Origin of the sequence: Bacteriovorax sp. Seq25_V (assembly GCF_000447795.1) — a bacterium.
Taxonomy (GTDB): Bacteria; Bdellovibrionota; Bacteriovoracia; order Bacteriovoracales; family Bacteriovoracaceae; genus Halobacteriovorax_A.
Window position 1 is genome coordinate 15,667 of the sequence record NZ_AUNI01000013.1, and the last position, 12,371, is coordinate 28,037.

At 36.7% G+C, this 12,371-nt stretch carries 12 protein-coding genes; 7 read left to right on the forward strand and 5 right to left on the reverse strand.

Annotated elements, in window-relative coordinates:
- The first annotated feature begins 17 nt into the window (after positions 1–17).
- The 7 genes from M900_RS06035 to M900_RS06065 all read left to right on the forward strand — a co-directional run bounded on the left by M900_RS06035 (position 18) and on the right by M900_RS06065 (position 6,821).
- Entirely contained in the window at positions 18–1,703 is a 1,686-nt protein-coding gene (locus M900_RS06035; RefSeq protein WP_021273968.1) for a hypothetical protein, read from the forward strand.
- A 12-nt stretch (positions 1,704–1,715) separates the two neighbouring features.
- A complete protein-coding gene (locus M900_RS06040) occupies positions 1,716–2,762 on the forward strand; it encodes an RNA polymerase factor sigma-32 (protein ID WP_021274001.1) in 1,047 nt (348 codons plus the stop codon).
- A 79-nt stretch (positions 2,763–2,841) separates the two neighbouring features.
- The gene (rpsO, locus tag M900_RS06045) at positions 2,842–3,120 is read left to right on the forward strand and encodes a 30S ribosomal protein S15 (protein WP_021273967.1); all 279 of its coding nucleotides are present in this window, start codon (positions 2,842–2,844) and stop codon (positions 3,118–3,120) included.
- A 214-nt stretch (positions 3,121–3,334) separates the two neighbouring features.
- Positions 3,335–5,494 carry a polyribonucleotide nucleotidyltransferase gene (gene pnp, locus M900_RS06050; RefSeq protein WP_021273999.1) on the forward strand — a complete coding sequence of 720 codons (2,160 nt, stop codon included), beginning with the start codon at positions 3,335–3,337 and terminating at the stop codon, positions 5,492–5,494.
- Between the two features lie 6 nt (positions 5,495–5,500).
- Complete coding sequence (gene dut, locus M900_RS06055; protein WP_021273990.1) at positions 5,501–5,965, forward strand: dUTP diphosphatase; 465 nt, start codon at positions 5,501–5,503, stop codon at positions 5,963–5,965.
- 11 nt (positions 5,966–5,976) lie between these two features.
- The gene (locus M900_RS06060; RefSeq protein WP_021273958.1) at positions 5,977–6,261 is read left to right on the forward strand and encodes a polyhydroxyalkanoic acid system family protein; all 285 of its coding nucleotides are present in this window, start codon (positions 5,977–5,979) and stop codon (positions 6,259–6,261) included.
- A 2-nt stretch (positions 6,262–6,263) separates the two neighbouring features.
- Positions 6,264–6,821, forward strand: coding sequence for a 2Fe-2S iron-sulfur cluster-binding protein (locus M900_RS06065; RefSeq protein WP_021273974.1), 558 nt, complete (start codon positions 6,264–6,266; stop codon positions 6,819–6,821).
- Between the two features lie 28 nt (positions 6,822–6,849).
- Here M900_RS06065 and M900_RS06070 read toward each other — a convergent pair whose 3' ends face one another.
- The 5 genes from M900_RS06070 to M900_RS06090 all read right to left on the reverse strand — a co-directional run bounded on the left by M900_RS06070 (position 6,850) and on the right by M900_RS06090 (position 12,194).
- On the reverse strand, positions 6,850–7,419 hold the full coding sequence (locus M900_RS06070; protein WP_021273993.1) for a hypothetical protein: 570 nt from the start codon (positions 7,417–7,419) through the stop codon (positions 6,850–6,852).
- A 38-nt stretch (positions 7,420–7,457) separates the two neighbouring features.
- The gene (locus M900_RS17015; RefSeq protein WP_198295955.1) at positions 7,458–9,038 is read right to left on the reverse strand and encodes an ATP-binding protein; all 1,581 of its coding nucleotides are present in this window, start codon (positions 9,036–9,038) and stop codon (positions 7,458–7,460) included.
- Positions 9,039–9,412: 374 nt separating this feature from the next.
- On the reverse strand, positions 9,413–10,489 hold the full coding sequence (gene phnE, locus M900_RS17020; RefSeq protein ID WP_021273976.1) for a phosphonate ABC transporter, permease protein PhnE: 1,077 nt from the start codon (positions 10,487–10,489) through the stop codon (positions 9,413–9,415).
- A gap of 17 nt (positions 10,490–10,506) precedes the next feature.
- On the reverse strand, positions 10,507–11,268 hold the full coding sequence (phnC, locus tag M900_RS06085) for a phosphonate ABC transporter ATP-binding protein (protein WP_021273970.1): 762 nt from the start codon (positions 11,266–11,268) through the stop codon (positions 10,507–10,509).
- A gap of 17 nt (positions 11,269–11,285) precedes the next feature.
- Complete coding sequence (locus M900_RS06090) at positions 11,286–12,194, reverse strand: phosphate/phosphite/phosphonate ABC transporter substrate-binding protein (protein ID WP_021273992.1); 909 nt, start codon at positions 12,192–12,194, stop codon at positions 11,286–11,288.
- Positions 12,195–12,371: the final 177 nt, after the last annotated feature.

Sequence of the window (12,371 nt, forward strand, 5' to 3'; positions counted from 1 at the left end):
GAATCACAGGATAGGTAATGGAATACTTGACTAAAATGTTCATTGTAATGGCTCTGGCATATTCATCGCTTGCGATGAGCACGGACAGTAATATGGCAGTTAACAACTCATTTATTTTTGAGTTGATTAATTCTCACCATCTTGAAGTCGTATCAAAGTCGAAAAAACAATGGCTCAATCAAATGGCCCATTACCGTATCTTCTATGTGGAAGGTGAGAATCTAAAAAACTCTTGTGAGACGATGCCAAAAGTATACTATGCTAATAGTTTTGAGCAAAATAGTGTCGAAACATCTATCGTCGCAACTTTGCAGAAGATCATTTTTGATCACACCATTCCGGCCATCGAAAAGTATTCAAGAGCACTGGATTTGAATGAAAACGAATATTTTAATATGGTTGAAAATCTTATCAGAAGAAGTTGTTCTTCGAATCTTTCAGTTATTAGTCATCGCCGAATAAAAAAGAAATTTATAGATTTTCGCAAGAATAATTCTTATGTCCTTCCATCTTTAGAGGGGAATCCGCTCTACACTCCTAAGGTTGTTTTAAAACAATCTCGTGAGGAGAAAATTGCCAAAGAGCTTTATTATACAGTAGGTCTTTTCGAGATGGCATGTTCTTGGGGACAAAGAGTTGAGGCCCTTCGTGGACTGATGCCTTTAATTCAAAATCCTTCCATTGCTGCTTTTATCATTCGTCAAATGTCAGGATTAAAAATAGCTGATGATGCAAATTTTAATTCTCGTTTCCTTACAGAGAGTCAAGATACGACGAGAGTTCATTGTGATGGTCTAATTTGTCGTGAAAAAAGTAGCGCTAAGTTTAAAGAGGATTTTGTGAAATCAATTGGTCATCAAAGTATTCTTTCTGATTTAAAATCAAATTACTGTCATTCTATTTCAAAAATAAAAAAAGATGATGAATTTGAGGTTGATCAAAAAATTACCAAAATAATTCAAAAATATAGTGGTTTTGAGGGAAGCCGTATGCTTGGGCAATTCATTGCACTACTTACAAAAATTCCAGACTTTAATGTTTGGACAGATGATGCAAAACTACTTGATGAGTATATGAAATTTGGCCTAGACCACTTCTGGGATGGGTGGGCGATGAGAACAGTTAAACATCTTGAAAATAATCTGATGTATGAAGAACCATTAGAACTTGAAGTAGTTGATCACAATTTATTCCTTGATCCTGAAGATTTTAAACCTCGCATAGAGCTCGATTTAAATAGTGGAGAGTTTGATAAGTCTGTTGCAATGAAAGGGAAGATCACGTTTAATTTTGATATTAATATACTCGATCTTGATCTTGCTTGGATTTATCATGGCTATCGCGAAATAAATCATGAGGATAAAGAGGCGCTTGAAAAATTAGACAACTTAATAAAGCAATACGTTATTAAGGACTTCAAGCTTATTAAAAAAGAATTTGAGTCATATATCATTGATGGGGATCTCGTTGATCTCCTCGTTAATGAAATTAAGGACCAAATTCTTTTCTTTAGAAATATGAATCTTAAAATGGAGCGAAAGCTTGTTTCTATCCCCGTAAATGTGAACGTGAGCCCATTTGCCCTTATCTATTTGAAAAATAAGCGAGTTATGGATGAGGCAAATCAAAAAGAAATTGCTCGCGATGAGCAGTTTGAGGCCGCAAAGAGAATTGATTCTATGGCCTTAGAGCCGAATAAATGATAAATAAGAGACATGAATAAAAAGGATAAGGCACCAAAAGTCGAAGTTTTGCCATCATTAGATATTGATCTCAAAAAATCAGGCACTAGTGATAGAAAAGCTGATATCGACTACGAAAACATTATCTCTGAGCTTCATGATGAAGTTGAGGGTGAAGAGCCTGATCTTGTTGATCTTGATGAGGATATGATTCTTCCTGTGCTCAGTGAAAAACTTCCTGCTATTACAGATGTTTCAACTAATAAACTCAACCAATACCTCAAAGAGATTTCACGTTATAAACTTCTATCTCGTGATCAAGAGCTCGCACTCGCTAAAGCGCTAAAAGAAACAGGCGATATTGAAATCGCTAAGAAACTAGTTCTTTCAAACCTTAGGCTCGTTGTTAAGATTGCAATGGAATACAAGTATACATTTAATAATGTGATGGACCTCATCCAAGAAGGGAATGTTGGTCTAATGAAGGCCGTCTCTCTCTATGACCCAGATAAAGGGGCTAAGCTTAGCTACTATGCGAGTTGGTGGATTCGTTCTTATATTTTGAAGTTTATCCTTGATAACTTCCGACTTGTAAAAATTGGAACCACAAACGAACAGAAGAAACTTTTTTATAACCTGATGAGAGAGAAACAAAAATTATTGAACCAAGGGATTGATCCAGACCACAAAGTCCTAGCCGAAAACCTTGATGTTTCCGAAAAGGCAGTGGCCTTGATGGATATGAGACTTGGCGAAGGCGGGGGAGAGATATCTCTTGATCGCCCAGTTGGTGATGAGGCCAAACAAAGTATTGGAGACTTTGTCTCGTCAGGAGAGGACTTTACTGAGGATATTTCATTCCAGCAAAGCTTGAAATTATTGCAAGATAACTTAGACGATTTTGTTAAGGGGCTCAAAGAAAGAGATCGTGAAATCTTCCAAAAACGATTATTGTCCGAAGCACCTGCGTCATTACAAGCAATTGCGGACGATTACGGGGTTTCAAGAGAGAGAATTCGTCAAATTGAGTCTCGTCTTATTGATAACTTAAAGCTTTACATGTCAGATATTATTAGATAATATGCATCATTAAAAATCGCCCCATTCTCGGTTTGAAAAATAACTTTCATACTTGGTTTAGGGTTTGTTAGGAGTATATATGATTTCAAAATTAGAAACAGAAACACTAGTAAAAGAATTTGGAGCAGCTTTTGGTTCAGGTGAAAAAGATGCTGGTTGTACAGCTGTACAAGTTGCAGTTCTTACAACAAGAATCAACAACCTAAAAGAGCACTTTGCAGCTCACAAGCATGACTATTCTGGAAACAGAGGTCTATTAAAGATGATTGGTAAGAGACGTCGTCTTTTAAAGTATCTTGCAACATCTGATGATGCAAAATACAAAGCAGTTATTTCAAAACTTGGTTTAAGAAAGTAATAAAAAAGGGGAACCCAAGGGTTCCCTTTTTTGTTTTTAAGCAGTAAAATTTAACTAAGATTATTTGACCTTTAGTTGTAGAAATTTAAGGGATATTTGAATAGGGGTGGAAGCTCACATTGAAATATTCTTTGGATTTCCTCTAAACAAAAATAATCACAACATTTAATTTATATCTTAAGACCCACGAAGGGTCTTTCATCGGAGTGCATTTATGCTAAACAGCAAAAAACAATTTACGTACAATTACGGCGGAAAAGAAGTAACAATCGAAACAGGAAGACTTGCAAAGCAAGCTGATGGTTCGGTACTTGTTTCATGTGAAGGAACTCAAGTTCTTGTTACAGTATGTTCTGCAACTGAACTAAAAGACGGACAAGATTTCTTTCCACTTTTAGTTGAGTACACTGAAAAATTCTACTCAGCAGGTAAATTCCTGGGTGGATTTATGAAAAGAGAAGGCCGCCCAACAGTTGGTGAGACTCTAAACGCGAGACTAATCGATAGACCACTTAGACCAATGTTCCCAGAAGGATATATGTTTGACACAGTAGTTTCTTGTACTGTTATTTCTTATTCTGAAAATGGTGACCCTGAGGTTCTAGCTGGTATTGGTGCTTCTGCAGCACTTACTATTTCTGATATCCCATTCTATGGACCAATTGCTTCATGTAAAGTTGGTAGAATTGGTGGCAAACTAGTTCTTAACCCAAGCCACTCTCAATGGGCAGAGTCTGATCTTGAAATCGCTGTTTCAGCATCTGAAGATGCGATTCTTATGGTTGAAGGTGAAGCGAAAATTGTTCCAGAAAGTGAAGTTCTTGAAGCTATTTTCTTTGGACATGACGAAATTAAAGGTTTCGTAAAATTCCTTAAAGAAGTTCAAGCTGAAGTTGGTGTTGCTAAGAGAGAATATATCCCAGCAACTCCAAATAAAAAACTAATGGAAACAATCACTGAGCGTTTCTCAAGTAAAGCAAGAGTATGTCTTGCGATTGATGATAAAATGAAGAGACAAAAAGCAGTTAAGCTTCTTGAAAAAGATGTTGCTGCTGATATGTCAGCAAGTTTCGCTGATTATCAATTAGAAGAAGGATCAAGCTTTTCAAAATATGCTAACAAAGGTGTTGATGAGCTTCTTTATAACCTTCTTAGATCTGACCTACTTGATCACGAGAAGAGAATTGCTGGTCGTAAGCTAAATGAAGTTAGAGAAATTGAAACTGAAGTAGATATTCTTGCTACTCCACACGGATCTTCTTTGTTTACTCGTGGTGAAACTCAGGTAATGGCTACTGTTACTCTTGGAGGTTCATCAGGTGAGCAAATGGCAGATAGAATTCTTGGTACATCTTATGACAAGTTCTACCTACATTATAACTTCCCTCCTTACTCAGTTGGTGAAGCTCGTGGTGTTAGAGGTGTTGGACGTCGTGAAATGGGTCACGGTAACCTTGCTGAAAGAGCGCTTAAGGCTGTTTTCCCACACGGAGAATTCCCATATACAGCAAGAGTTGTGTGTGAGGTTCTAGAGTCTAATGGTTCAAGTTCGATGGGTTCAGTTTGTTCAGGTTCGATGGCCCTTATGGATGCTGGTGTTCCTATTACTGCTCCAGTTGCAGGTATTGCAATGGGACTTGTAAGTGATGGTGACAGATACAAAATCTTAACAGACATTCTTGGAGATGAAGATCACCTTGGTGATATGGACTTTAAAGTTGCAGGTACATCTGAAGGGATTACAGCAATTCAAATGGATATTAAGATCACTGGTCTTACTCGTGAGATTATTGAAAACGCTATTAAACAAGCACAGGAAGGAAGACTTCATATTCTTGAGCAAATGGCGAAGACAATTTCTACAAGAAGAATGAATTATAAAAAAGGTGTTCCTATCATGAAGTCAATGATGATTGCACAAGATAAAATCGGTGCACTTATTGGACCTGGTGGAAAGAACATTAAGAAGATTCAAGAGCTATTTGCCATTACAATTGAAATTGATGATACAGGTCTAACTAAATTTGTTGGTGCAGATTCTGAGATCGTTGATTCTGCAATGGAACTTGTAAAACTTCAGTTAACTGGACCAGAAGTTGGTGCGACATATACAGCTACAGTAGCTTCTATCAAGGACTACGGTGCATTTGTTGATATTGCTGAAGGTGTTTCAGGTCTTGTTCACGTATCTGAACTTGCTGATGAAAGAGTTAAAGACGCAAACGATTACGTAAACGTTGATGACAAAATCAAAGTTAAGGTTCTTGAGATCGACAGAATGGGAAGAGTTAAGCTTTCTGCTAAGGCCGTTGAACCTCTAAAGAGAAAAGATGGACAAGCACCAGCTCCTAAAGCTGAGAAGACAGAAGAATAATTTCCTATGACTTCGAAAGTTAAATTAAATATAGTTAAACTGCCTAATTATGATGAGGCCCTAGCACTCCCTAGTTACGAAACAACTGGGGCCGCTGGAGCTGATCTAAGGGCAAGTATTGGTCCAGGAGAGTCACTTGTGATTCATCCTGGTCAAAGACTTTTAGTTCCAACTGGTCTGGCCTTCGAAATCCCTCATGGATATGAAGTACAAATTAGACCTCGTTCGGGAATGTCTCTCAAAACAGATATTCTTGTGGTTAATTCCCCTGGTACAATTGATTGTGACTACAGAGGGGAAGTAAAGATCATACTTGGGAATTTTGGCTCAAGTGATTATACTATTAACCATGGTGATCGTATCGCACAAATGGTTATTGCTCCTGTTTTACAGGCTGACTTCCAAGTTGTTGATAGTTTAAGCGACACTGAAAGAGGCTCAGGTGGATTTGGCTCAACTGGGACAAACTAAGAGGATGTAAAATGGATCTAAATGTTAATTACAATATTGCAAAGTCGGCAACAGAAGCGTATGACCTAGCAAAAGAACAAATCACTCCTGATTATGTAGCAAAATTTAACGTTCCTTGTGACATTGATTACTCACCTGGATCAACTACAATTTCTGCTAAAGGGAAGGGATTTACTTTAACTCTAGTTTTTGAAGAAGATCGTTGTGCTGTAAAGCTAGAGCTTTCATTTCTTTTAAGACCGGTTAGAGGAAAAGTTCTAGATACAATTGAAAATAAATTAAAAAAGACGGTGTAAAAATGGCAAAGGTAAAGTTACTGCCAAGTGGAGAGACTCTCTACGTTGATAATTCAAAGTCACTACTTGAACATTTAAAAGATAGTGGAATCTACGTGAAATCTAGTTGTGGTGGTCACGCAAGCTGTACTGACTGTGTTGTAAAAGTAGTTGAAGGCGCAGACAATATGAATACGCCAACTTTTGATGAGATGAAGCTTCTAGGAAATGTTTTTCATATTACAAAAGAACGTCTTTCTTGTCAGTGTCTTATTGCTGATGATGTGACAATTGATATCTCGGCTCACGATAAAGGTTCTGATGAAGAACGTCGTGATAACAAGAGCAAGAAAATTACTTCTAAATTCAAAGTACGAAAGAAAGAAGAATACGATAAAATCATTACAGAACGTAAAGAAAATAGCATTAAGAAGCAAGAAGGTAAGGATACTTGGCAAAGACACTGGGAAAAAGAAGGTGTTAAATTTGACAAGAAGCTCGGTGGAAATCGTAGACCTAAAGGTCTTAAGGATCTTGATCTTGCTGAAGAAAAAAAGAAATCAAAAAAAGATAGAGAATAAATAAAAAAAGACCTCGATGAGGTCTTTTTTAGTATTTAGCGAGTAGTTCTTTCATTTTTACAAGATCGGCCTTGCGTGAGTGACGATCAAGGAAAAGTTCCTTCCCATTACTTGTGGTCATGAATAACTGGAAGTAACCCTTATTTTCAAAACCTCTAAGCTCGGCACTTCCCTGCATTTTTGCAACGTTTGGAGAGTCCATGAAGTGCTTTACTTCAAATGCATCCTGAGATTTTAATGTATGTTTTCTTGAGAAAAGTGGGATCCAAAATACCTTATGTGTAACAATAAGACTTGTACCAGATTTCTTAATAACTTTCTCATAGAAGAAAAAGCATAGCATGACGAGAGGGATGAGGGTCATCGTTAGGGTCGCTCCGATAACGATTGCCTGGTTGATTGAGTCTCCTGTCTCATAGAGCTTGAACATTGGTCCTTTAACAGCAAGGGCCATTGCGAAGACCACTGTCAAAATAGCTGCTAGATAACCCCAAAATATAAGAGGAAGTCCATAACTTTTTAAAGAGATTTCATTGTTTTTTAAATCGATTCTATCTGTTTCGTCTTCGGAAACAGGAAATTGTATCATTAGTCCCATGGCGAGATATTATGATTTTTGGGGCTTTTTGGCAATATTTATGCTGGGAGTGTGATTGAAAACTCCGCAAAGTCCCCAATTTTTCCATCTACGCTGATTTTCCCACCGTGTAGGCCAGTGATGATATCATAGCTTAGAGAAAGGCCTAGACCAGTTCCTTCACCTGTTGGTTTAGTCGTGAAAAATGGTGTAAATACTTTTTCGATAGTTTCTTTATCAAGTCCCATCCCATTATCATGAACGACGATATTGATGTTACTTCCATCTTTTCTTGTCGTGATATTTAGCTCGGGAATGTATGACTTATCATTAAATTTTTCACTCTTTTTAAGCATTGAATAAAATGAATTAGAGAATAGATTTAAAAATACACGAGCGATATCAGCAGAAATTACTTCTATTTCACCAATTTTATCATCAAAATTTTTAATAATATTGATATGAAAACCTTTGTACTTTGCTCTCATCGCGTGAAAGGCAAAGTTTAAGTTTTCATCGAGTATGTTATGAATATCTGCTTTCTCTTTGATATTATTTTCATTTCCTGCTCGTGAGTGGGCAAGCATACTTTTAACAATTTGTTCCGCGCGTTTTCCGTGACTGGAAATTTCACTTACCATTTTTTCGATGTCATTGATGTCATCAATAATTTCTGATTTTGCTGTTTCTGATGCTTCCATGTCGTTAACCTTAGTTAAGACGTCTTTTAAACTTTCATCTGAAACTTGTGCAAAGTTAATGACGAAATTTAAAGGGTTATTAATTTCATGAGCAATACCACTCGTTAAATTTCCAAGTGATGCTAGTTTTTCCTGCGCGATCATGTGATCTTGCATTTTATTAATCTCATCGATTTTTTGTTCAAGAATCGAATTCTTGTCATTCAGCTGCTTTGTTCTTTTTAGAACGAGATCTTCAAGATGAGACTTATAATCTTTTAATTGTGATTCTGCATCGTCTCGATTCTTAATATAATTCTTGAGATTGAGCCTCATGCGATTCAAGGAAATGATAAGATCGAAAATTTCATTATTTTCATCAATAGCTGACTTGTTAATGACAAGCTCTTGGTCGATATTTTTATGGGTCAAATCTTCGGCATACTTTGAGATAAGAATAATTTTCTTGGCAATTGTCACGTAGATAATAAAGAGAATTATAAACGAGACGAGGAATGTTTTTATTGTTTGGGTGACTAGAACGATAAATATTTTGTCGAGAATTCTATCGTAGAGGTAGTCTAGATTTGCAGAAACTACGACATATCCAATTGTACTTTGATTTTTCTTTCCATAGCTTAGGTCAAAGCGGTGCTCAATCTTTCTTGTAAATTGGTTATTACCCTTTTCCATGAAAATGGCATCACCATTATTCTTTGATTCAACGACTTTGATATACTCAATGTCACGAAGTTTTAATATACCTGTTAAGAGAACATCGATCTGGTCGTTGTCTAGATGCCAAAGCGAGTTTGCAAGAGACGATGAATAACTCGACTCGACCTGGATAATTGTCTTTTGAATTGAGTTATAATCACCTTTATAATCTATATAAACTTGTACCAATGTACTGATAAAAGTAAAAAAGCTACTAGTTATTAAAATATATTTTAATAACATAAAAGATAATCTGGATTTAAACCACTCTTTTACCATATTATTCCTGTAAACTGATTTCGCTTATAGTATCGGTTATTTTCTAATTCCCTTAAAGCTTTTTATTTCCAAATATCTGTTTTTAGGGAATTTGTATTGATGTGCTATTAATTGATGTACTTTCTCGAGATTTAGAATATTAAGGGTAAGGGGCATTGAATCGTATATAGCCCCTTTGCTCTTTGCGACTTCGATGCCACAAAGTTGGGGGCATAGAAATAAAAAAGGCTCCTTGTGGAGCCTTTTTTTATACTGCTCCTGTGCTTCTTACTAGAATTTTGCAAAAAACAGGGGAGCATAGATAAAAAAAATGCCCCATTAAGGGGCATTGTTTTTATCTATTTAATAGCTTCGCGGATGCGAGAAGATAACCAGTCCATTAGCCATACGATGATAGCGATAACGATAACTAACATCCCGACTTCGTTCCACTTTGCAAGACCTTGGTACTGCATAAGCATAGTACCAATACCCCCACCACCAACTAGACCGATAACTGTCGCCATACGAACGTTGATATCCCATCTATAGATTGTGAAAGAAAGGTAAGGAAGAACGATTTGAGGTACAACACCAAACCAAATAACTTGGATTGGGTGAGCTCCTGTTGCCATCATTGCTTCGATTGGACCGTTAGAAACGTTCTCAATTTGCTCAGAGTAAAGCTTAGAAAGCGATGATACCGAGTGAAGACATAAAGCAAGCATACCAGCGAATGGCCCGATACCAACCCATACCGAGAAGATAATCGCCCATACTAGTGGCTCAATTGATCTTGAAACGTTAAGAATAAATCTTACAGATGTGTAGATCGCCATAGTTGTACGTGATCCGCTCATAAGATTTCGAGCTGCAAAGAAAGCAAGAATAAATGCCATTGGAAGAGCAACTACAGTTGCAATAAATGCCATATAAATTGTTTCAATAGCTGCAAATGTTGCATCTTCAATAATTCCCCAGTTCGGATTAATTAGAGCAGTAAAGATTCTCTTTGCTCCATGAAGTCCACTTTCTGAAAGGAATTCAGTAACTGAAACTTGTGAAATTCTAATTCCAGCTACAAACGTTAAGAATACAACGAATAGTAGTAGGAAAGTGAAGTTTTCACGCATGATTGGTTTACTTTCATCTCTTTTCATTAGACCTGTAATAGCTCTACCAAGTGAGGCTGATGTAAAGTATAGGACTAGCGCTATAAGAGCACCTACAAGTAGGGCCGTTTGAGGCTGAGTCCAGTCAAATTTTGGGTATCTTAAGCCTAAGATAACTTTTTCATAAATTACTTTCCAAGATACAAGGACAGTATATGCCCAAAGTAATGTATCGATTGCGTAGGCAATAAAATGCTTTTTCGCTAGTGTGCCAGAGAATTCCTTTGGCGCGTTTAAATTTGAAGCTTCTGATGATGCACTCATATCTATTCCTTTAAGAATTAATTAATTGTCACTTCAACGGCATCTTCACCGTAGATTGTTTTAAACCAGTTTTCATCGATGTCTAAAGGATTACCTTCATAAATCAACTGTCCACCTTTAAGAGCAACTACTCTCGAAGCATATTGTCTTACAAGAGATAAGAAGTGTAGGTTACAAATAATCGTTACACCTAGTTCTTCATTAACCTTCTTAAGGTACTGCATAACTGAGTGAGAAGTTGCAGGATCGAGAGAAGCTACTGGCTCATCAGCAAGTAGAACTTTTGGATCTTGCATTAGTGCTCTAGCAATCGCAACACGTTGTTGTTGACCACCTGAAAGGTTGTCAGCTCTCGCGTTCTCTTTTCCTTCAAGACCAACGATTTTGATATATTCTTGGGCTTTCTTCTTGTCCTCTTCTGAGTAGATTCCAAGGATTGACTTAAGAACGCCTGTTCTTGAAAGCGTTCCTGAAAGAACGTTAGTCATAACAGTCTTTCTAGGAATTAGATTGAAGTGCTGAAAGATCATTCCAATTCTGGCCCTAGCGTTTCTCATCGCTTTACCTTTTAGTTTTGTAATGTCTTGTCCTTCAAATAGAATTTCACCATCTGTCACATCGTGAAGACGGTTTAGGCATCTTAGCATTGTTGATTTTCCAGAACCAGAAAGTCCAATAATTACTAAGAACTCACCTTTTTTTACGTTAAAGCTAACGTTGTTTAGAGCGCGGCATCCGTTAGGGTAGACCTTGTTTACTTTTTTAATATCAAGTATCATTTTTTGTCTCGCTTATCTTATTTCTTTAGTTGTTCTTCAATATTAATATTAATTGCTTTAATAACATCTCTTAAGTTGTTGTAGTCAGCATCTGTAGTATCATTAACAGCTTCAACACTGTAGATATTTCTGAAGATTTGCTTCCCTTCTGGTGATGCGATGTACTTCTTTACAGCAGTAATAAACTTTTCAGTAACTTCTGCAGGTAGATCTTTTCTAAATACGAATGGATCGTTTGGAATTTTATCTGTAATCGTAACGATCTTTACCTTGTCTTCAACGTCTGGGAACTGAGTTTTAACTCTTGATCTTGCGTCTCTGATTTGACCATCTTCTGAAGGAGCAGAGTAGTAAGTTGCTCCAGCATCTACTTGTTTTTGGTAAACCATAGTTACAACGTTATCGTGCTTAATTGCAAATGTTTGGTTTCCAAGTTCTACACCTGCATCTTTAACGATTTTAAGTGGGAACATATAACCAGAAGTTGATGATGGATCAGTAAATGCAAACTTCTTTCCAGCAAGGTCTTTTATTGATTTGATATCAGAATCAACGTGAGCAATAATTTGTCCTTGGTAATAGTCGTGACCATATCTAACAGTTCTAAGTAGAGCTTTAGCTCCATACTTATCATTTGCCATTAGGTAACCGAAAGAGTTCATTACTGCGATATCTGCTCTTGATGAGCCAAATGCTTCAACTACAGAAATGTAGTTTGTTGGAATACCACTTTTAAAAAAGTAACCTGTTTCACTTTCAAGAAACTTAATGAAGTCTGTTGAGTTAGATGCGATTGTATCGGCGTCAACTGATGGTGTGAAATAAAGCTTAATTGGGTTGTTCTCAGTTCCTAGTTTGTCTTGTTTTTGGCAAGCCGAAAATAATAATGCTGCTAAAACAGGAACGATTAAGCGAATACCTTTCATTCGTTTCTCCTTACGTCAATTCAAGTATTTATGATTTCTTTTCTGGCCCATTATTATCATGAATGACACGATTCTTTTAGAATTTAATGAATTCTTTAATCAGTTTTTTTAAAATGCGTGTAATTTTAATACTTTATCTACTTGTCTTGTGCTGTGCATTTATGTGAAAAAAATGGA